This window comes from Rhizobium rhizogenes NBRC 13257 (assembly GCF_000696095.1).
GTDB classification, from domain to species: domain Bacteria; phylum Pseudomonadota; class Alphaproteobacteria; order Rhizobiales; family Rhizobiaceae; genus Rhizobium; species Rhizobium rhizogenes.
Genome location: NZ_BAYX01000003.1, coordinates 37,971 through 56,959, shown reverse-complemented (window position 1 = coordinate 56,959; position 18,989 = coordinate 37,971). Strand labels below are relative to the sequence as shown.

The window sequence follows — 18,989 nt, the reverse complement described above, 5'->3', positions numbered from 1 at the left end:
AATGACAGCCGGGTAGGAGGACAAGACGCTCTTTCTACAGCTACTGCACGTCCACCAGGTGCTTGCGGAAGAAGGCGAGCACTTCGGCATTGAACTTCCTATGGAATTCGGCGCGATCGAAGCCCGGACGGTCGGTACAGATTTCTGGCGCAGACTTTGCTAGTTCGGCCGGGCACGGGGGCAGGAAATCGAAATGCTGGGAATTGGGTACCGCGTGAAATTCGGGTTTTGTCGGCAATTGATTGCTGATCGCCACCACGCTTTCCGGCGTCACGCCGTCGCCGCCACGCTCGGAGCCCCATAGCTGTACGGGTATCTTGACGTTCTCGAAGCTATCCAGCGTGAAAAAGACGCTGAGCGGATCGGCGATCACCGCGGCCTTGATGCGTGGATCATGGGCGAGTTCCGGAAGCTCGCCCTTGTGAACCTGATCACATAGCGCACTGCTGTTGCCGTCGCATAGCCTCAGGCGTTTTCCAAAGTGCGGATTGGCGCCGATTGCGACAAGCCCGGTATATCCGCCGCGCGAAAAGCCAAACATGCCGATGCGCCTGGCGTCGATCTTGCCTGTGTTCGGCCATGGGCCGAGCACGAAGTCGATCACCCGCCTGATGTCGGCCGGCCGCTCGACGAAGACCGAGAAGTCGCGGGTACGGCTCTGGTCCAGTGAGTTGTCGCCGGGATGGCTGATTGCGACGACGACGAAACCGGCTTCGGCCAACGTCTCGGCCGTGTCACGATGGCCGAGAGCACTGCCGATCCTGCCATGTGAGACGACGACAAGTGGCAGCGTCTCGCCCATGATCGGGCAATCCTTGGTAACCGACATGGTGAAGGGGCCGATGGTCACATCGCCTGCCGGCTGAGCGCAGGGATACCAGATCCCTCCCTTCAGCGCTGGAAGTGGCCCATCGGCCGGAATCTCGATGAGTTGGAAGCCGGCGGCATGCGCCAGCGGGGCCGCAAGGCAAAAGAGGGCGGCAAGAAAGAAGCGCAGGCGGATCATTGTCATTGCTCCGTTTGACGAGAGGTACGAGCCGGTAGGGTTGCAGTTGCGGCCGTAACCATGCGAGCCAGCCATGAACGACCGTGGTCGCGTCGGGATTACCGACGAGCAACTTCACAAAGCCGATCCACTACCTTGCATAAACAGATAGCTTGTTATATGCATATTGTAAACCCGAGGCATTCATGACCGACTCTATCCAAGTCCAATTGCGAAAAGGCGCCCTTGACCTCTGCGTCCTGGCCGTGCTGTCGCGGGGTGAAAGCTACGGTTATGAAATCGCCAGCACGCTGGTTACCGCCGTCGGCATGGGGGAAGGTACGATCTATCCACTGATGCGACGGATGCAGAATGACGGCCTGGTGGCCACTCGCATCGTCGAATCGAGCAACGGTCCACCCCGCAAGTATTACCGGCTCACGCCGCTCGGCCGGACGATTTTCGAAGCGCATCGCCGCGACTGGCGTTCCTTTGCGGGCGCCGTCGATAAACTTCTTGAGGATTTGCCATGACCAGGGACGCCTTTTTGCGCACGCTGAGACTGGGGCTTGCCGGCCTGCCGCCTCAAGAGATCGAGGATATCGTCGCCGACTACGCTGCCCATTTCGCCGAATCCGATGCTTCCGGCCGCAGCGAGGCGGAGGTCGCGGCGGCATTGGGCGATCCTGCCAGAATTGCCAGGGAACTGCGAGCCGAGGCTGGGCTGCGCCGTTTCGAGGCCCATTGGAGCATGTCGAACATGTTGGCGGCCGCGATGGCCTTGGCCGGCCTAGCCATCGTCGATATCCTTTTCCTGCTGCCGCTGCTCCTTGTGACGGTTGTCATCACCTTTGGCCTTGCGATTGCTCTGGCGGTCATCGGCGCGGTCGGGGTGAAGATCATCTTGACCACGCTGCTGTTCGACTTCGGCGGACCGATCATCGGAATAATAGCGCGCCTGCTCATCGGCGCCGGACTGGTGAGCTGCCTCCTGGGCGGCGGCGCCTTGCTGTTGATGGGACTGGGCGCGGGCATACGCATGCTTGGCCATTATGCCAGGCTGCATTTCCGCCTGGCTGAACTGGACCAGCGCGCCTGAGCGTTGCATGACACCACGTTGAAGGAACGGGACAATGACTGGAAAGTTGGCATTTATCGCGACAGCGGGATTGATCGGTGCAGTCGTCTTTCTGGCGCTGGGTATCGGACTGTCCGGACGGGATTGGGCCGAGGCGAGGCATTTGTGGGGGGCGATGCCGTCCACCTGCGGATCAGCCGCATCCACCAGCCAGCAGGTTATCCTGCCCTTTACCGCCGTCGACAGGCTGGTGATCAACCTGCCGGCCTCGGTCCGCTACCAGCCGGGAGACAAGGCGGAGGCAATCATCAGCGGCGATCCCGCCCTTCTCGACCATGTGCGGATGGAAGGCGGAAAGCTGAGCCTGGATTGCGATCCGGGCTGGGTTGACACCCGGCTCGATGTCAGCCTGTCAGGACCGGCGATAGCCGACTGGAAATTGCTCGGCAGCGGTAATCTTACCCTGTCGCAGATCAACCAGCCTCTGCTGCGGCTGAGCATCCGGGGAAGCGGCAGCGTTGCCGCCACCGGAGCCGCCGATACGGTCGACCTGGATATCTCGGGTTCGGGCGCGGCGCGCCTCAAAAACCTGACCGCCAAATCCGCTGAGATCAAGGTTCGCGGCAGTGGCGATGTGCAACTTGCCGCGCAAGCGGATGCGGACGTCTCGATTTCCGGAAGCGGCAACGTCGAGCTCTTCGGCCGTCCGATCTTACGCCGTTCGGAAATCAGAGGCAGCGGCCGTATCAGGCAAGTGCCGTAACCACTCCAGCAGGAAAATTAAGCCATGTATCGACACGCAAATACGCTTTTCCCCGATTTCGAGGACAGGCGCATCGAGACAGCCCAAGCCGAGTTGGCTGTGCTGACCGGCGGTTCGGGGCCGGCGGTCCTGCTTCTGCATGGCTATCCGGAGACACGCTCTGCCTGGCATCGCATCGCACCGGTTCTCGCAACCCACTACAGCGTGGTCATCCCGGACCTGCCCGGCTACGGAGACAGCCACCTTGTCGCTGACACCGAAGGTGCCGGGTCAAAACGCCGGATGGCGAAATGCCTGCATGAGATGATGAAAGCACTCGGACATGAACGCTTCGCCGTCGTCGGCCACGACCGTGGCGGCCGTGTCGCCTACCGCATGGCACTCGACTATCCGGAAGCGGTGACTGCGCTCGTGTCGGTGACGGTGGTGCCGACGCCGGAGATGTGGGAGGGTGCCAGCAAGACTTTCGGCATGGGCGCCTGGCATTGGTTCATGATGGCGCAGCCCGCGCCCCTGCCCGAAAAATTGATGGCGGCGGACCCGCGCTTCCTGATCGACCTCACCCTCGACAAGATGGCTCTCGGTATCGACCGGCTTCACCCGCTGGCGCTCGAAGACTATCGGGCCGCATTCGACAGGGAGGAGGTGCGGCACGCCATGTGCGAGGACTACAGGGCCGGCGCCACTATCGATGATGCCGACGATCTCATTGATCGCGCATCCGGGCGCAAGATCCAGGCACCGGTCCTTGTTCTGTCCGAAGCAGGACGGCTCTATGGCGGCGGCCGGGAACCATTGAACATATGGGCGGACTGGGCGGAAAATGTCGAAGACATCGGCATTGGCGGCGGCCACCTGCTGCCTGAAACCGCAGCCGAGGAGGTGCTCGGCGCGCTGCTGCCCTTCCTGGAGAAGATCGCTCGATGACATCCGACGGGTAGCCTGCCTCCTTGCCTGAAGCTTAGGCGCAGAAGGTACCGGAGACATGGTCACGGTTGGTTGCCTTCCGCGACAGCCAATGGCAAACAGGAGCGAAGACGCCCCAGGCGCTGCCCCATCGGAGGAGATACCGGAATGACGCTTACCTTGAACCGCCGTCAGGCGCTTATCGGCATGGGCGCCGTTGGCGCTGCCACCGCCTTCGGCATGCCGGCGCGCGCGGCAACCCGCAATCTTGCGGTGCTGCATCTTGCCAGCCACGCGCCGAGCTTCATTGCCTATGAACGCGGCTATTACAAGGAAGTCGGGCTCGACATCGACCTGAAATTCTTCGAAGCCGCCCAGCCCATGGCGGTGGCGATTGCCTCCGGCGACGCGGATTTCGGCGTGACCGCCATGAGCGGCGGCCTCATCAGCCTGGCGCAGAAGGACGCGGTCAAGGTGATAGGCGGTGCGCTCACCGAGGAAAAGGGAACGGTCGGCGCCATCATCCTCGCCTCGAACAAGGCCTATGATGCAGGCCTGACGGATCCGTCAAAGCTTGCCGGCAAGAGCTTCGGCATCACCACAGCCGGCTCGTCCTTCCATTTCATGATCCACAAGATCGCGCAGGCGAACAATATCAAGCTCTCGGACATCCAGCTTCGCCCGCTACAAAAGCTCGGCGCCATCGTCGGCGCGCTGTCGACCGGGCAGATCGATGCCTGGGCGATCCAGCCGAATGTGGCCAAGCAGATGCTCCGGGAAGGTGCTGCCAAGCAGATAGGCCTCGTCTCCGACTATGCGCCGAACTACCAGGTGACGACGGCCTTTACCTCAACCAAGAATGCCAAGAACGAGCGCGAGCTGACAGAGGCCTTCGTCAAAGCCTATTCCAAGGCGATTGCGGACTACAATGCGGCCTTCGTCGACAACAAGGCCAACGACGCCGAGCGCGACGACCTGGCGAAGATCGTTCACAAATACGTCGAAAGCGACAGCCCCTTCGAAACCGCCAAGCAGAACCTGATCGACGGCGCGATGCGTATCAACAACGGCCTGGCACTCTCGCTCGGCAGCTGCGTGGAGCAGCTCGAATGGTTCAAGTCCGAAGGCATGGTCAAGGAAGCGATCACCAACGAGCAGCTCTTCGACACGTCCTACGTCAAGACCATCTGACGACCGAGGCTGAATGCAGGGGCTCTCAAGGCTCCCGCCTGGAGGACATATGGACCTGAAGCTCAAGAATATCAGCCACCGATACGGATCCGTCGAGGTTCTGAAGGACATTTCCCTTGACATCCCGCAGGGCCAGATCGTCTGTCTGATCGGCCCGTCCGGATGCGGCAAGTCCACACTGCTACGCTTCCTCGGCGGCCTCGAACGCCCCTCATCCGGCGAGGTCCTGCAAATCGGCAACCCGCCAGCGGGTTCGCTCAATCCGCTAACCTATGTGTTCCAGCACTTTGCCCTGCTGCCTTGGCGCACGGTCGAAGGCAATATCAAGCTGGTGCTCGAGGATCATGGCATCGGCAAACGCGAGATGGACGCGATCGTCACGGATGTCCTGGAACGCACGCGCCTTTCCGAATTTCGGCGCACGCTTCCCAAGCAACTCTCCGGAGGCATGCGCCAGCGCGTGGCCATCAGCCGCGCCCTTGCCGTTCGCCCCGCTGTCATGCTCATGGACGAGCCGCTCTCGGCGCTCGACAGCCAAACCCGCGAACTGCTGATGGACGACCTGATTTCGCTCTGGACCCGCCAGCCCTTCACGTCGGTCTACGTTACCCACAACCTCAACGAGGCTGTGCGGCTGGGTCACCGTGTCGTCGTCCTCTCCCGTCGTCCCGGACGTATTCGCGACATCGTCGATATCGATATTCCGCTTGCCGACCGCCATCTCGGCGATCCGGTGCTGGAGGAAAAGCAGAAGCAGCTCTGGGAGCTGATGCGGGAAGAGGCCATGGCCGCCGACAAGGAGCTGGTCAATGTCTGACATCACCACATTTTCAACGCCGTCAGACATGGCCGGTGACGACAATACCGGCACGATTGCGCCTCCGGTTCGCGCTGTCGACTTTCGCGGCGGCGGCTTTGCCCCGACGCCGGTTCGCGGTATGGCGATCGCCGTTTTCGTCATCCTGATCGCACTTGCCGAAATCGGCACTCGCACCGGCATCATCTCTAACCTGACGCTGCCGCGACCGTCGGCGGTTCTCGAGACCTTCCTCCAGCTCTGGCGGACCGGGCTGCTCTGGCAGCATCTGCTGCCGTCGCTACAGCGGCTTTTCGTCGGCGCCACCCTCGGTATCACTGCCGGCATCTCGATCGGCGTTTGCATCGGCCTTTTCAGCCATGTCCGCGCTGGTCTCGTACCGCTTGTGGCGGCGTTGTTTCCGATCCCGAAGATCGCCCTGCTGCCCCTGTTCGTCATTTGGTTCGGGATCGACGAAACCTCGAAATACGCGCTGATCGCCTTCGGGACATTCACGCCCACGGTCGTTGCCACCTACGGCGCGGTCGACAATGTCGACCGTTCGCTGATCCGCATGGGCCAGAGCTTCGGCTTGAGCTGGTGGTCGATCGTCCGGAAAATCGTCCTGCCGGGCGCTTTCCCGGCCATTCTTTCCGGTCTTCGCGTCTCGATCTCGATCGCGATTATCCTGCTGGTTGCCGCAGAAATGCTCGGCGCGCAGTTCGGCGTCGGCGCCTATATCCTCGAAGCGGGCTCGCTTTATGATCTTGAAAAGCTGTTCACCGGCGTCGCCATCTTGTCGATGATGGGCCTGATCGTGAACTTCGTCATCGGCCAGATCGAACGGCGCTTCCTGAACTGGCGCGGATAGTCATCCGGCTCTGTCGCTCGCGGATATCCAGCGGACTTGCCGTAAGCGACAGGATCAAGGAATGCGACGAGGAAACGGGGCTGTCAGTGTCAGCTATTCGCTGTTCCAAGATTGCCGACCGGCATCGTGGCAGCCCTGTCGACCGTGTCGGTCTTCGGCGCGCGTCCAAGCGACGAGCGCTCGACCTGCACCGACCGCCACTCGCTTTCGAGACGATCAACGACGTGTAAGGGTATCTCGTTCCGCACGGCTTCACGCTCTTGCATCAGGACCTCCTTGGTGTGAGGCTCTTTGGATGGCACGAAAGAAATTCTTTGTAAATCATAGCATTAAATGGTTTAAACGATTGAATTTATTTTAATCGATTAGAGATTCCTCAATTTGCAGGCACCCTCGACTTCTCCACAGGGACAGTGTGATCCTTCAACGCTGATTCACAATCCACTCGCGAAAACGGACAAGCGGCGGGTATGCCAGGCGCTCGAACGGACAGGCAAGATAATAGCGCTCGTCGCTTTCCAGTTCGTTGGGCGAGGCCGCCACCAGCTCCCCGCGCTTGAGTTCCTCCTGGATGAGAAATGTCGGCAGCAAGGCGACGCCAAGGCCGGAGATGGCGGCCTGAGCGGCGGTTGCAAACTGATCGAACAACATGCCCCGCACACCGGAGGCAGGGGCGCCGTTCGCGGCCAGCCATTTTTCCCAGGCATCCGGCCGGGTTGTCAGATGCAGCAGCGGCACCTGCAGGAAATCGGCGGGCTCCACCAGTCGGTGGCGGGCGAGGAAATCGGGGCTGCAGGCCGGCATAGTCCGCTCCGACATCAGGAATGCAAGTTCGGCGCCCGGCCAATGCGGATGGCCGAAATGGATGGCCGCGTCGATCGAATCCAGCCGAAAATCGAATGGTGACAAACGGGTGACCAGATTTATGGTGATGCCCGGATTGGTCGCAAGGAAATCGCCGAGCCTCGGGGCGAGCCAGCGTGTCCCGAAAGTCGGCAGGATCGCCACGTTCAATGTTCCGCCATTCGGGTTGGCGCGCAGGTCGAGCGAGGCCGACGAAATCCGCCGCAATGCCTCGCGGATTTCGCGGGCATAGCTGTCGCCGGCAAGCGTCAGGCGGATGGTCTGGCGCTCCCGCACGAACAGCTCCACGCCAAGCTGCTCTTCCAGCGCCTTGATCTGGCGGCTGACGGCGCTCTGGGTCAGATCCAGTTCTCTTGCCGCAACGGTAACACTGCCGGTGCGTGCCGCTGCCTCGAAAGCGGACAGCAGGGACAAGGAGGGCAGAAATCGTCGCGGCGTGATCATGTTCATTCCCATACGGAATTAACTCTTGAAGAAATATCAATTTCTTCCCCGAAAACCGCGCCGTAAAGGGGAAGAAGCGGAAAAATCGGAATGATGTCGCCATATCTCCACAAACGTCGTCCCCTTCGATCTGACCAACCGTTGCGAGATAGTCCAATGCAGGCTACTGCTTTCATCTTCAGACACAGGCTGCGGCCGGGCCAGGCGTCTCTCAGGATGCCGGTTCCAGTTTGCCGCACAGGCATTGCCCGATATTTTCGTATTGATGGACAGGATCGATGCTGAATAATCCCCGCTCCCACGGCCTTTGGGAAAAGACCGCGCCCGCCGGCCCTGTGACACCAGCGCTTGCCGGCGATCTCACCGCCGATGTCGTTGTCGTCGGTGGCGGTTACACTGGCCTCTCGGCAGCCCTGCATCTCACTGAAGCCGGTCAGTCGGCGGTGGTTCTGGAGGCGGTCGAGATCGGCTTTGGTGGTGCTGGCCGCAATGTCGGCCTGATCAATGGCGGCATGTGGGTAATGCCGGACGATATTCCCGGCGTGCTCGGACCGGTCCACGGCGAGCGGACGCTCGATCTGCTTGGCGGCGCGCCGCTTCTGGTGCGCGAGATTGTCGAGAGATATGAAATCCCCTGCGAAATCGAAAAGAACGGCACACTGCATCTGGCCGTCGGCGCCGATGGCCTGAAAGAATTGCAGGAGCGGCATCGCCAATGGACCGCCCGTGGCGCCCCGGTGCAACTGCTGTCTGCCGAAGAGACTGCCCATCGCGTCGGCAGCGCTGCCTATGCCGGATCGTTGTTCGATCCGCGCGCCGGCACGATCCAGCCGCTTGCCTATGCGCGCGGCCTGGCGCACGCCGCCATCCGTGCGGGCACGAAAATCTTTACCGGCAGCGCCGTCATCGCCACCGAACGCCAGGGCGACGGATGGAAGGTGAGTACGGCGCATGGCTCCGTCTCCGCCAAGTGGATCGTCGTTGCGACCGACGCCTATTCCACTGGCCCCTGGGAGCATGTGCGTACCGAGCAGGTGCATCTGCCCTATTTCAATTTCGCCACCGTGCCGCTCGGCGACAATGTGCGGAAATCGATCCTGCCTGGCCGCGAAGGCTGCTGGGACACGAAGGAAGTCCTATCGTCCTTCCGCATGGACCAGGCCGGACGTCTTGTGATCGGCAGCATCGGGGCACTGCGCAACACCGGCCTTGCGGTTCACAGGAGCTGGGCGCGGCGGTCATTGAAGAAGCTGTTCCCGCATCTCGGTGACATCGCCTTGGAAAACGAATGGTACGGCAAGATCGGCATGACCGACGATGCTGTCCCCCGTTTCCATAAATTCGCGGAGAACGTCATCGGCTTTTCCGGCTATAATGGCCGGGGCATTGCGCCGGGCACGGTGTTTGGCAAGACCATCGCCCGCCATATCCTCGGCGATATCAGCGAAGCCGAGCTTCCCCTGCCGCTGACCGAGCCCAAGGACGCAAGCTTCCGTGCCGCCAAAGAACTCTACTACGAGGCCGGAGCTCAGCTCGCGCATCTGACCAGCGACCGCTTCTAGCGAGACCATTTAAAGAAAGCCGGGCGCGGACGAAGATCAGGTTAGACAACTCTTCCGTCCTACGCCGACAGTCACCAGATATCACCGAACACGCTTCCATCAGAAAGACGATAACGACCATGTCCACACTAGATCTCGCCTCAGAAGTCTCGAAAATCCTGACCGACCTTGGCGTTGCCGCCGATCGTTATACGGGCGGAACGCTTGCCGTGACCTCGCCGGTAACCGGCGCCGAAATCGGCCGGTTGAGGGAAGATTCGGCGGCCGATGCCAAGGCTGCGATCGACAAGGCGCAGGACGCCTTCCTCGCCTGGCGTAATGTGCCGGCGCCGAAGCGCGGCGAGCTGGTTCGTCTGCTCGGCGAAGAGCTGCGCGCCGGCAAGGCGGCGCTTGGCCGTCTCGTCTCCATCGAGGTTGGCAAGATCACCTCCGAAGGTCTGGGCGAAGTGCAGGAAATGATCGACATCTGCGATTTCGCTGTGGGCTTGTCGCGCCAGCTTTACGGCCTGACGATTGCCACCGAACGCTCCGAACACCGGATGATGGAGACCTGGCATCCGCTCGGCCCGATCGGCATCATCTCCGCCTTCAACTTCCCGGTCGCCGTCTGGTCATGGAATGCGGCACTCGCCATGGTCTGCGGCAATTCGACGATCTGGAAGCCCTCGGAAAAGACGCCGCTGACGGCGCTTGCCACACAGGCTCTGTTCGAAAAGGCCCTGAAGCGCTTTGTCGCCGAGGGCGGCGACGCCCCGGCCAATCTCTCGACGCTCATTATCGGTGGTCGCGATCTCGGTGAAATCCTGGTCGACCACCCCAAGGTTCCGCTGGTCTCCGCCACCGGCTCGACGGCCATGGGCCGCGCCGTCGGTCCTCGGCTTGCCAGCCGCTTCGCCCGCGCGATTCTCGAGCTCGGCGGCAACAATGCCGCGATCGTCAGCCCGACGGCCGATCTCGATCTGACGCTGCGCGGCGTCGCCTTCTCCGCCATGGGCACCGCCGGCCAGCGCTGCACGACGCTGCGCCGTCTCTTCGTGCATGAGAGCGTCTACGATCAGCTCGTGCCGCGTCTGCAGAAGGCTTACGGCTCCGTCACCATCGGCAATCCGCTGGAACAGGGTACGCTGGTCGGCCCGCTGATCGACAAGCAGGCTTTCGACCGGATGCAGGCCGCTCTTGGCGAAGCGAAATCGGCCGGCGGCAAGGTGACCGGCGGCGAGCGTGTCGAAAACGGGTCTGCCGATGCCTTCTACGTCCGTCCGGCGCTGGTCGAGATGCCGGCGCAGACCGGCCCGGTCGAGAACGAGACCTTCGCGCCGATCCTCTATGTGATGAAGTACAGCGATTTCGACGCGGTACTGGCGCTGCACAATGCTGTGCCGCAGGGCCTGTCGTCGTCGATCTTCACCAATGACATGCGCGAGGCGGAAGCCTTCGTTTCGGCACGCGGTTCGGATTGCGGCATCGCCAACGTCAATCTCGGCCCATCGGGCGCCGAGATCGGTGGAGCCTTCGGCGGTGAAAAGGAGACCGGCGGCGGCCGCGAATCCGGTTCAGACGCCTGGAAGGCCTATATGCGCCGCGCCACCAACACCATCAATTACGGCCGCACCCTTCCGCTCGCACAAGGCGTCAAGTTCGACGTCGAGTAAAAGAGCTAACCGAACCAATGGATGGGGCGATAGTCCGCCCCGTCCGCAGCTCCCAGAACGAAGTGCTTGTCGGACTGGTTCCCGGCGAAAGCTTCTTCGGTCTGCCCGGCAACAGTGCGCGATCAGGCGGACTCCCCGTCAGTCCAATTTGCCGGGGAAGATAACTGAGGCTTTCAGCCCCTTTCCGCCGGCTCCCTCGCCAAGCGTCAGCGAGCCGCCGAACAGGCCGGCGATCTCCTCGACGATCGGCAGCCCCAGGCCCATTCCGGGCGCCTGCCCGCCTCCCCCGCGGGCAAATCGCTGTCGCACGCTTTGTCGTTTGTCCAGTGGGATACCCGTGCCATTGTCTTCCACGTCCAGACAGACCACCTCTCCCTTTGCCTCCACGCGCACAGTCACCTCCGTCCCGCGTCCGGCATAGGCGATCGCGTTCTCGATAAGATTACGCAGAAGCTCGCCGATCAGAAGCGGCTCGGCCCGAATGAGAGCGCTCCCCTCACCCTCAAAGCCGAGATCGATGCCGGCTTCGCCGGCGCCGGGAACATGGTCGCCGGTGATCCGCTGTGCAAGCGACACAAGATCGAGGGTCGTCTGCGATTGCGGCTCTTTCGAAGCGGCCGCTTCGACTTTCGCCATGAGCAGCAGTTGCGCCAGGATGCGTTCCGCATGGGCAACGGCCTCATCACCCTTGCGCGCGGCCTCCCGCGCCTCGTCGAGCGACGTCGCGCGCGCCGACAGCGCAAGCTGGGTACGGATAATGGCAAGGGGCGTGCGCAGCTGGTGGCCGGCATTTCCGGTGAAATGGCGCAATGCATCAAGCGCCGATTGCAGCCGCACCATGAAGGAATTGACCGTCTCCACCAACCCCTCGACCTCGCTCGGCGCGGATTGCCGGATCGGATGGAGATCGTCGGGGCTGCGCTCCGCAATGGCATCCCCGAGGCGATAGAGCGGCCGAAGCGATACGGTGACGGCGATCCAGACGATAATGGCGGCACCGAGAATGAGGATCAGAAGGCGCAAGGCTGAGCGGAGCAGAATGGCCTGCGTCAGCTGCGTGCGGCCGATCGTCGTTTCGGCGACGGTCACCGTGAACGGAACCGAATTGATGCCCGTCGACGCCGAACGCTCGAGCACGGCAAGCCGGATCGGTTCGCCGCCGAACATGTGATCAGCGTAGACCGCCGCCTGTCCCTTCATGTCGGCAATCGATGGCAAGTTCTGATAGCCGGTGATGAACCGGCCGGGCGGACCGTCCACGCGGTAGAAGACGCGGTCCTGGGCCGCCGATGTCAGCATTTCCAGCGCGACATAGGGAATATCCACTTCCAGCGTGCCGTCTTCAGCGACGACGACGCGTTCAGCGATAGCAAGCGCCGAGCCGGCGAGAACGCGGTCCGAAACGGTGTTTGCGGTTGTCAGCGCCTCTCGATAGGTGTCGGCCAGCGCAACGACGCCGATGACGACGGTCGCGATCAGAAGCCAGGCAAGCAGCCTGCGGCGCAGGGAATAGGCTGACTGTGCCCTCATCCGTCCGCCAGCTTGTCGAGATAATAGCCGATGCCGCGGGCCGTCCTGACCGTCAATCCGTGCGGCGCGAGACGCTTGCGCAACCGGCTGACATATTGCTCGATGGCATTGGCGCTCAGATCGTCGTCGAAGGCGGCAAGCGACTGGATGATCGCCTCCTTGGCGACGACCCTGCCGGCGCGCATGAACAGGGTTTCGAGAAGGCCAAGTTCGCGGGCCGGAATATCGATGGGAACGCCATTGGCCGAGAAGGTGCGTGAATTGAGGTCGAGGACGACATTGCCATAGGTGACGAGCGACGCGCGAAGCCCCGCCTGCCGGCGCAGGAGCACGCGAACGCGCGCCTCGAATTCGCTGATGTCGAAGGGCTTGATCATGTAGTCGTCAGCACCCAGATCGAGGCCGCGCACCTTCTCTTCCTGCGTACCCCGCGCCGTCAGAATGAGTACGGCCGCCTTGTTCTGGCGCGCGCGCATGGCCCGGAGCACATCGAGCCCGTCCATCTCCGGCAGGTTGAGATCGAGGATGACGAGATCGAAGGTTTCGGCGGCCGCCGCCGCATTCGCAGAAGCGCCGTCGCCCACCACATCAACGGCATAGCCGGCCCCGCGCAGGATCGCGAAAAGCCCTTCGGAAAGTGCCTTGTTGTCCTCAACCAGCAATATGCGCAAAACGACTATTCTCCCCCAGCCCGCATTCTAGCGCATTCCGCCTTGGACCGGAATCGATTTGGGAAAACGCCAGGCAGCAATCCAAGGTGTTACGGTACTTTTCCTCACCTGAAACGACAAGCGGAGCTCAGACCGGTGGGCATGCGCTTGTGAACGATCTGCCGCTGCGGCAATATCACCCCATGCGGCCTCTTTTTATCCTCCTTACCATCTGCCTCAATGCGAGCCTTGCTGCAGCGGAGCCTGTTGTCTTTCCGGCGCTCTCGGGGAATGAGAAGGCGCCTGAGGTCATCGTCTACTCCTCGCTGGACGAGCCGCTGGCGACGCCGATGATCAGGGGGTTTCAGACGGCCAACCCCGATGTCGCCGTCCGCTACGAGGATATGCTGACGGGGGAGATCTACGACCGGATCGTCAAGGAAACCGACGCCGGCGGCAGGACGGCGGATTTCGCCTTCTCCTCGGCGATGGATCTTCAGGTCAAGCTCAGCAATGACGGATACGCCCAGCGCAGCGATCTGCCGATGAGCGGCCGCTGGCCGGAATGGGCGAACTGGCGCAACACAGCCTATGCCCTGACCTTCGAGCCCGCCGTTTTCGTCTACCACAAGCCGAGCTTCACCCAGGAGAAACCGCCATCGACGCGCGCGGAACTCGTCGACTACCTGAAGCGGCACGGGAACGAGGTCCGTGGCCGGATCGGCACCTATGATATCGAGCGATCGGGTGTCGGCTTTCTGTTCATGGCGCGCGACCAGGAGCAATTCGGCGACATCTGGTCGGTCATCCAGGCCATGGGGGCGGCCGGCGTGAAAGTCTATTCGACCAGCACGGCCATTCTCGAGCGCGTATCCGACGGCCGCTTCACGCTCGGCTATAACATCCTCGGCTCCTACGCCGCCAATTGGGCCTCGCGTTACCCCGATGTCGGCATCGTTCTGCCACGGGACTATACCGTTGTCATGTCGCGTATCGGGCTCGTGCCACAGGCGGCCGCCTCCCCGGATCTCGGAAAGCGCTATCTGGCGTTTTTCATGTCCAAGGAAGGCCAGACGATCATGGCCCGCGAGCTTCAGATCCCGGCGGTAAGCCCGGATGTCGCCGGCGCCAACACCGCCAATACCATGCGCGAAATGCTGGGCGGCCAATTGCGCCCAGTGCCGGTCAGCCCCGGCCTGATGGTCTATCTCGACCAGGTCAAGCGAGCGCGGCTGATTGCCCGCTGGAACGAAGCCTTGCGTCTGCAATAGCTCCGGCCAGGCAATGTTCGTGCGACATGACACCGGCCGATGTCAGCTAGATGTCAGCTTCCTGTGATGGCTTGCGGCTCTTCATCATTCGTGGAGGCGAATGATCGAAGCGTATGGGAGGAGTATTTCATCTGGATCCGGCGCAAGCAGGTCATTGACGTCCTGGCGCCGCTTAATCGATGAAGCCAATCCCCGTCCGCAAAGAGGATAAACATCGCGCCGATCTCCAAGGAGCGCGCCCGACGGAGGACTAATCTTGAAACAGTTTTTTCTGGCTTCCATGCTTGCCGGCGCCCTTGCGCTGCCGGCTTTCGCGGCGGACTACACCATCATGGCACCGGCCAATCCCGGTGGCGGCTGGGACCAGACCGCCCGCTCCATCCAGTCGGTGATGCAGCAGGAAGGCATCTCCCGCAATGTCCAGGTGCAGAACGTGCCGGGTGCCGGCGGCACCATCGGTCTGGCGCAGTTCGCCAGCCAGGCGAGCGGCAATCCGAATGCCCTGATCGTCGGCGGCTATGTCATGGTCGGCGCCATCCTGACCAACAAATCGCCGGTGTCGCTCAAGGACGTGACACCGATCGCACGCCTGACCGGCGAATATGAAGCCATCGTCGTTCCGGCCGCCTCGCCACTGAAAACCATGGGCGATCTTGTCGAGGCACTGAAGAAGGATCCAGGTTCGGTGTCCTGGGCCGGCGGTTCGGCCGGCGGCACCGACCATATCGCGGTCGGCCTCATTGCAAAGGCGGCGGGTGTCGATCCGACCAAGATCAACTACATCGCCTTTTCCGGCGGCGGCGAAGCGCTGGCCGCCATCCTCGGCAGCCAGGTGACGGCGGGGATTTCCGGTTACGGCGAATTTGAATCCCAGGTGAAGTCCGGTGCGCTGCGTCTCCTCGCCGTGTCGAGCGGCGAGCGTCTTGACGGCATCGATGCGCCGACGATCAAGGAAAGCGGCCTCGACGTCGTGGTCGAAAACTGGCGCATGATTGCGGCAGCACCCGGCTTGAGCGACGAGCAGAAGGCCGCCGTGTCGTCCGACGTCGAAAAGCTTGCCAAGTCCGCCGGCTGGCAGGAGCTTCTGAAGACGAAGGGCTGGGAGGATACCTATCTCGCCGGCGACGCCTTCAAAGAACAGCTCGCCAAGGATATTTCCGCGACCGAAGGCGTCCTCAAGGACATCGGGCTCGTCCAATGACCACGGGCAATTCCCCTACCACACAGACACGCCGCCCGGATCGGGCGGCGCTTGTCATCGCCGCCTTTCTCGCTGCCCTTGCCGGCCTGATCTTCTGGGACAGTTCGCGGCTGGCGAAAATTGCGAGCTATTCAGGCATCGGCCCCGCGACCATTCCTTTCGTGATCGCCGGCGGGCTGCTGTTCTGTCCGCCTGGACCGTCCTTGCAGCGCTACGCGCAGACTTTCCCGTGCGCGAACGTCAGGAAGTTGCGCCTGTGGTCTGGATCGTCGGCGGTCTTGCCGCCCAGATGCTGCTGTTGAAACCGCTGGGCTTTTCGATCGCGACCGGTCTGCTCTTTGCGGCGACTGCAGCCGCCTTCGGCAAGCGCAAGCTCTGGATATCGATCCCGCTCGGCATCGCGCTCTGTCTCGGGGTCTGGTTGATCTTTTCCGGGCTGTTGCAGCTGTCGCTTCCAGCCGGTCCGCTCGAACATCTATTTTGGTGAGGCCCTAACGTGAGCACATTTGATTTTCTGTTGCAGGGCCTGATGATCGCGGCCCAGCCGATGAACCTGCTTTACGCCCTGATCGGCGTCACGCTCGGAACGGCTGTCGGCGTGCTTCCCGGCATCGGCCCGGCGCTGACCGTGGCATTGCTCCTGCCGGTGACCTACAAGCTCGATCCAGCGGGATCGCTGATCATGTTTGCCGGGATCTATTATGGCGGCATGTATGGCGGCTCGACGACCTCCATCCTGCTCAACACACCCGGCGAAAGCGCCTCGATCGTGACCGCGCTCGAGGGCAACAAGATGGCGCGGGCGGGTCGCGGCGGACCGGCACTCGCCACCGCCGCAATCGGCTCCTTCGTTGCCGGCCTGATCGCCACGCTGGGGCTCGCCTTCATAGCGCCGATCATCGTCAAGCTGGCGCTGGTCTTCGGTCCGCGCGAATATTTCGCGCTGATGGTGCTGGCTTTCGTGACGGTTTCATCGGCCTTCGGCGATTCCACCTTGCGCGGCCTGACATCATTGTTCATCGGCTTTGCGCTTGCCATCATCGGCATCGACCAGCTCACCGGCCAGGCGCGCATGAGCTTCGGCGTCCCGGATCTGCTTGACGGCATCGAGGTGACGACACTTGCGGTTGCGATGTTCGCCATCGGCGAATCTCTCTACATCGCCGCGCAGGGCAATCGCGGACCCGACACGATCGAGGCGGTCAAGGGATCCGTCTGGATGACGGCCCAGGATTGGGCACGGTCTTGGAAGGCCTGGCTGCGCGGAACGCTGATCGGCTTCCCGATCGGCGCCATGCCGGCGGGCGGCGCCGAAATCGGCACCTTCCTGTCCTATGCAGCCGAAAAACGCCTGACCAAATATCCGGAAGAATTCGGCAAGGGCGCGATCGAAGGCGTCGCGGGTCCGGAAGCGGCCAACAATGCATCGGCCGCTGGAACGCTCGTTCCACTTCTGACCCTCGGCCTGCCGACGACGGCGACAGCTGCGATCATGCTTGCCGGCTTCCAGCAATACGGCCTGCAGCCCGGCCCGCTGCTGTTTGTCACCAACCCGCAGCTCGTCTGGGGCCTGATCGCCAGCCTGCTCATCGCCAATTTCATGCTGCTGGTGCTCAACCTGCCGCTGGTCGGGCTTTGGGTGAAGCTCCTCACCATTCCCAAGCCATGGCTTTATGCGGGCATCCTCCTGTTTGCCACGCTCGGAACGATCGGCGCCAATCCGTCGGTTTACGAACTCGGCATGCTGCTCGCCTTCGGCGTTCTCGGCTATGTCATGCGGATTTTCGGTTATCCGATCGCACCGGTCGTGGTGGGTCTGATCCTCGGGCCGCTGGCGGAGCAGCAGCTTCGGCGCGCTCTTGCGATCAGCCAGGGCGATGTCACGGTGCTGTTCACCTCGCCGATCTCGGCGGTACTGCTGCTGATCGCGGCGGCGGCGTTGATCGTGCCGTTGATCCTGAGGGCTCGCGGACGCGGTGAGACTCTGTCGAAGCTGGCCGCCAACGAGGATTGAGTTTCCCCGTTGTGTCCAATGCGGCTGTTCCGGACGCTCGTTAAAGCGTCTGGAGCGGCGGATGCAGGAATGCCGGCATCGGCGTGTGATCGGCGCTGACGGATAGATAAAGCCGGGCGGTGTCCAGCGCCTCGCGGATCGTGACGTCCATATCGAGATAGCGGTATGTTCCGAGCCGGCCGACAAAGGTGACCGCGGTCTCCTGGAGGGCTCGCGTGACATAGTGCGCGAGCTGTTCCTTTTCCTCCATCAGGCGGATCGGATAGTAGGGAACATCGCCGGGTTCGCAGGCCCTGGAGAACTCGCGATAGCAGACCGAGCCGGCATGGTCTTCCCACGGGGAGAAATGCTTATGCTCCGTCACGCGCGTATAGGGCACGGAGACATCGCCATAGTTCATGACTGCGCACCCCTGGTAGTCACCGTCATGGGTAAAACGCTCGAAATCCAGCGTGCGATATCCCAAACGGCCATATTCATAGTCGAAATAGCCGTCGAGGGGACCGGAATAGAATATGTGATCGAAGTCCTTGGCTAGACCGCTGTGAAACCTGGTTTCCAAGTGGACTTCTATATTCGTGTGGTCGAGAATTCGCCCAACCATGTCGGTATAGCCGTTCTCCGGCATGCCCTGGTATTTATGGAAGAAATAGTTGTCGTCGTAGTTGAAGCGGACCGGAAGCCGTTTCAGGATGGAGGCCGGAAGATCGGTCGGCGCGCAACCCCATTGCTTCTGGGTATATCCCTTGAGGAACGCTTCATAGAGGTCATTACCGACGAAGCGCAGCGCCTGCTCCTCGAAGGTCTTCGGATCCGTTATGCTTTTGTCGGCACGCTCCTCGATGAAAGCACGCGCTTCGTCCGGTCTGAGCGTCTTGCCGAAAAACTGATTGATCGTGTGAAGATTGATGGGCAGGGAATAGACTTGGCCCGAACTCGTCGTCTTGACGCGGTTCTTGTAGGGCATGAACGTCTGAAAGAGGTTCACATACTCCCAGACTTCCCTGTCGTCCGTGTGGAAAATATGCGGGCCGTAGACATGCACCATGACACCGGTCGCCGGGTCGCGCTCGGTGTGGCAATTCCCGGCAATATGGTTGCGCGTATCGAAGACGTCGATCTCGTGACCCACCATGGCGAGTTCACGACCGATGACCGCGCCGGAAAGCCCGGCACCGACCACGGCAATTTTCTTGATCCGCGGCATTCCC

At 61.9% G+C, this 18,989-nt stretch carries 18 protein-coding genes and 1 pseudogene; 13 read left to right on the top strand and 6 right to left on the bottom strand.

The features are described 5' to 3' along the window. Nucleotides 1-40 precede the first annotated feature (40 nt). Nucleotides 41-1,012: an alpha/beta hydrolase family protein gene (locus RRH01S_RS07190; RefSeq protein WP_080705417.1), complete on the bottom strand. Its 972-nt coding sequence runs from the start codon at nucleotides 1,010-1,012 to the stop codon at nucleotides 41-43. Nucleotides 1,013-1,191: 179 nt separating this feature from the next. On the opposite strand from RRH01S_RS07190, the gene RRH01S_RS07185 reads away from it, so the two are divergent. The 7 genes from RRH01S_RS07185 to RRH01S_RS07155 all read left to right on the top strand — a co-directional run bounded on the left by RRH01S_RS07185 (nucleotide 1,192) and on the right by RRH01S_RS07155 (nucleotide 6,590). Then, complete coding sequence (locus RRH01S_RS07185; protein WP_042470647.1) at nucleotides 1,192-1,518, top strand: PadR family transcriptional regulator; 327 nt, start codon at nucleotides 1,192-1,194, stop codon at nucleotides 1,516-1,518. Then, on the top strand, nucleotides 1,515-2,084 hold the full coding sequence (locus RRH01S_RS07180; RefSeq protein WP_042470644.1) for a DUF1700 domain-containing protein: 570 nt from the start codon (nucleotides 1,515-1,517) through the stop codon (nucleotides 2,082-2,084). The genes RRH01S_RS07185 and RRH01S_RS07180 overlap by 4 nt, the downstream gene beginning before the upstream one ends. Before the next feature lie 34 nt (nucleotides 2,085-2,118). Next, entirely contained in the window at nucleotides 2,119-2,826 is a 708-nt protein-coding gene (locus RRH01S_RS07175) for a GIN domain-containing protein (protein WP_042470642.1), read from the top strand. A 24-nt stretch (nucleotides 2,827-2,850) separates the two neighbouring features. Further along, complete coding sequence (locus RRH01S_RS07170; RefSeq protein ID WP_042470639.1) at nucleotides 2,851-3,753, top strand: alpha/beta fold hydrolase; 903 nt, start codon at nucleotides 2,851-2,853, stop codon at nucleotides 3,751-3,753. Nucleotides 3,754-3,900: 147 nt separating this feature from the next. Beyond that, nucleotides 3,901-4,923, top strand: a complete 1,023-nt coding sequence (locus RRH01S_RS07165; protein WP_042470636.1) for an ABC transporter substrate-binding protein — start codon at nucleotides 3,901-3,903, stop codon at nucleotides 4,921-4,923. Nucleotides 4,924-4,972: 49 nt separating this feature from the next. Next, entirely contained in the window at nucleotides 4,973-5,740 is a 768-nt protein-coding gene (locus RRH01S_RS07160; protein WP_037221451.1) for an ABC transporter ATP-binding protein, read from the top strand. A gap of 28 nt (nucleotides 5,741-5,768) precedes the next feature. After that, complete coding sequence (locus tag RRH01S_RS07155; RefSeq protein ID WP_042471145.1) at nucleotides 5,769-6,590, top strand: ABC transporter permease; 822 nt, start codon at nucleotides 5,769-5,771, stop codon at nucleotides 6,588-6,590. 89 nt (nucleotides 6,591-6,679) lie between these two features. On the opposite strand, the gene RRH01S_RS34345 is transcribed toward RRH01S_RS07155, so the two are convergent. Beyond that, on the bottom strand, nucleotides 6,680-6,856 hold the full coding sequence (locus RRH01S_RS34345; RefSeq protein WP_007688753.1) for a hypothetical protein: 177 nt from the start codon (nucleotides 6,854-6,856) through the stop codon (nucleotides 6,680-6,682). 157 nt (nucleotides 6,857-7,013) lie between these two features. Then, nucleotides 7,014-7,904: a LysR family transcriptional regulator gene (locus RRH01S_RS07150; protein WP_174006544.1), complete on the bottom strand. Its 891-nt coding sequence runs from the start codon at nucleotides 7,902-7,904 to the stop codon at nucleotides 7,014-7,016. Nucleotides 7,905-8,176: 272 nt separating this feature from the next. Between RRH01S_RS07150 and RRH01S_RS07145 the strand changes: the two genes are divergently transcribed. Continuing rightward, nucleotides 8,177-9,460, top strand: coding sequence for an NAD(P)/FAD-dependent oxidoreductase (locus tag RRH01S_RS07145; protein ID WP_042470631.1), 1,284 nt, complete (start codon nucleotides 8,177-8,179; stop codon nucleotides 9,458-9,460). Nucleotides 9,461-9,579: 119 nt separating this feature from the next. Next, entirely contained in the window at nucleotides 9,580-11,112 is a 1,533-nt protein-coding gene (gene amaB, locus RRH01S_RS07140) for an L-piperidine-6-carboxylate dehydrogenase (RefSeq protein ID WP_007688747.1), read from the top strand. A gap of 138 nt (nucleotides 11,113-11,250) precedes the next feature. Here the strand turns inward: amaB and RRH01S_RS07135 are convergent, their stop codons facing one another. Both RRH01S_RS07135 and RRH01S_RS07130 read right to left on the bottom strand, forming a co-directional pair. After that, complete coding sequence (locus tag RRH01S_RS07135; protein ID WP_012649122.1) at nucleotides 11,251-12,642, bottom strand: sensor histidine kinase; 1,392 nt, start codon at nucleotides 12,640-12,642, stop codon at nucleotides 11,251-11,253. Further along, nucleotides 12,639-13,313 carry a response regulator gene (locus RRH01S_RS07130; RefSeq protein ID WP_042470627.1) on the bottom strand — a complete coding sequence of 225 codons (675 nt, stop codon included), beginning with the start codon at nucleotides 13,311-13,313 and terminating at the stop codon, nucleotides 12,639-12,641. The genes RRH01S_RS07135 and RRH01S_RS07130 overlap by 4 nt, the downstream gene beginning before the upstream one ends. Before the next feature lie 182 nt (nucleotides 13,314-13,495). Between RRH01S_RS07130 and RRH01S_RS07125 the strand changes: the two genes are divergently transcribed. The 4 genes and pseudogenes from RRH01S_RS07125 to RRH01S_RS07110 all read left to right on the top strand — a co-directional run bounded on the left by RRH01S_RS07125 (nucleotide 13,496) and on the right by RRH01S_RS07110 (nucleotide 17,778). After that, nucleotides 13,496-14,563 carry an ABC transporter substrate-binding protein gene (locus RRH01S_RS07125; RefSeq protein WP_042471141.1) on the top strand — a complete coding sequence of 356 codons (1,068 nt, stop codon included), beginning with the start codon at nucleotides 13,496-13,498 and terminating at the stop codon, nucleotides 14,561-14,563. A 280-nt stretch (nucleotides 14,564-14,843) separates the two neighbouring features. Further along, complete coding sequence (locus RRH01S_RS07120) at nucleotides 14,844-15,764, top strand: Bug family tripartite tricarboxylate transporter substrate binding protein (RefSeq protein ID WP_374188749.1); 921 nt, start codon at nucleotides 14,844-14,846, stop codon at nucleotides 15,762-15,764. After that, nucleotides 15,761-16,251 (top strand): annotated as a pseudogene (locus tag RRH01S_RS07115) (tripartite tricarboxylate transporter TctB family protein). The gene RRH01S_RS07120 and the pseudogene RRH01S_RS07115 overlap by 4 nt, the downstream one beginning before the upstream one ends. A 9-nt stretch (nucleotides 16,252-16,260) precedes the next feature. Continuing rightward, complete coding sequence (locus RRH01S_RS07110) at nucleotides 16,261-17,778, top strand: tripartite tricarboxylate transporter permease (protein WP_012649118.1); 1,518 nt, start codon at nucleotides 16,261-16,263, stop codon at nucleotides 17,776-17,778. A 40-nt stretch (nucleotides 17,779-17,818) separates the two neighbouring features. Here the strand turns inward: RRH01S_RS07110 and RRH01S_RS07105 are convergent, their stop codons facing one another. Continuing rightward, the gene (locus tag RRH01S_RS07105) at nucleotides 17,819-18,985 is read right to left on the bottom strand and encodes a UDP-galactopyranose/dTDP-fucopyranose mutase family protein (RefSeq protein WP_007688735.1); all 1,167 of its coding nucleotides are present in this window, start codon (nucleotides 18,983-18,985) and stop codon (nucleotides 17,819-17,821) included. Nucleotides 18,986-18,989: the final 4 nt, after the last annotated feature.

Bases quoted from the DNA above. Each gene is read 5' to 3' on its own strand.
- RRH01S_RS07135 (WP_012649122.1), bottom strand. From the start codon at position 12,642: ATGAGGGCACAGTCAGCCTATTCCCTGCGCCGCAGGCTGCTTGCCTGG.
- RRH01S_RS34345 (WP_007688753.1), bottom strand. From the start codon at position 6,856: ATGCAAGAGCGTGAAGCCGTGCGGAACGAGATACCCTTACACGTCGTT.
- RRH01S_RS07145 (WP_042470631.1), top strand. From the start codon at position 8,177: ATGCTGAATAATCCCCGCTCCCACGGCCTTTGGGAAAAGACCGCGCCC.
- RRH01S_RS07120 (WP_374188749.1), top strand. From the start codon at position 14,844: ATGCTTGCCGGCGCCCTTGCGCTGCCGGCTTTCGCGGCGGACTACACC.
- RRH01S_RS07155 (WP_042471145.1), top strand. From the start codon at position 5,769: ATGGCCGGTGACGACAATACCGGCACGATTGCGCCTCCGGTTCGCGCT.
- RRH01S_RS07175 (WP_042470642.1), top strand. From the start codon at position 2,119: ATGACTGGAAAGTTGGCATTTATCGCGACAGCGGGATTGATCGGTGCA.
- RRH01S_RS07180 (WP_042470644.1), top strand. From the start codon at position 1,515: ATGACCAGGGACGCCTTTTTGCGCACGCTGAGACTGGGGCTTGCCGGC.
- RRH01S_RS07150 (WP_174006544.1), bottom strand. From the start codon at position 7,904: ATGAACATGATCACGCCGCGACGATTTCTGCCCTCCTTGTCCCTGCTG.
- RRH01S_RS07170 (WP_042470639.1), top strand. From the start codon at position 2,851: ATGTATCGACACGCAAATACGCTTTTCCCCGATTTCGAGGACAGGCGC.
- RRH01S_RS07190 (WP_080705417.1), bottom strand. From the start codon at position 1,012: ATGACAATGATCCGCCTGCGCTTCTTTCTTGCCGCCCTCTTTTGCCTT.
- amaB (WP_007688747.1), top strand. From the start codon at position 9,580: ATGTCCACACTAGATCTCGCCTCAGAAGTCTCGAAAATCCTGACCGAC.
- RRH01S_RS07165 (WP_042470636.1), top strand. From the start codon at position 3,901: ATGACGCTTACCTTGAACCGCCGTCAGGCGCTTATCGGCATGGGCGCC.
- RRH01S_RS07185 (WP_042470647.1), top strand. From the start codon at position 1,192: ATGACCGACTCTATCCAAGTCCAATTGCGAAAAGGCGCCCTTGACCTC.
- RRH01S_RS07160 (WP_037221451.1), top strand. From the start codon at position 4,973: ATGGACCTGAAGCTCAAGAATATCAGCCACCGATACGGATCCGTCGAG.
- RRH01S_RS07125 (WP_042471141.1), top strand. From the start codon at position 13,496: ATGCGGCCTCTTTTTATCCTCCTTACCATCTGCCTCAATGCGAGCCTT.
- RRH01S_RS07105 (WP_007688735.1), bottom strand. From the start codon at position 18,985: ATGCCGCGGATCAAGAAAATTGCCGTGGTCGGTGCCGGGCTTTCCGGC.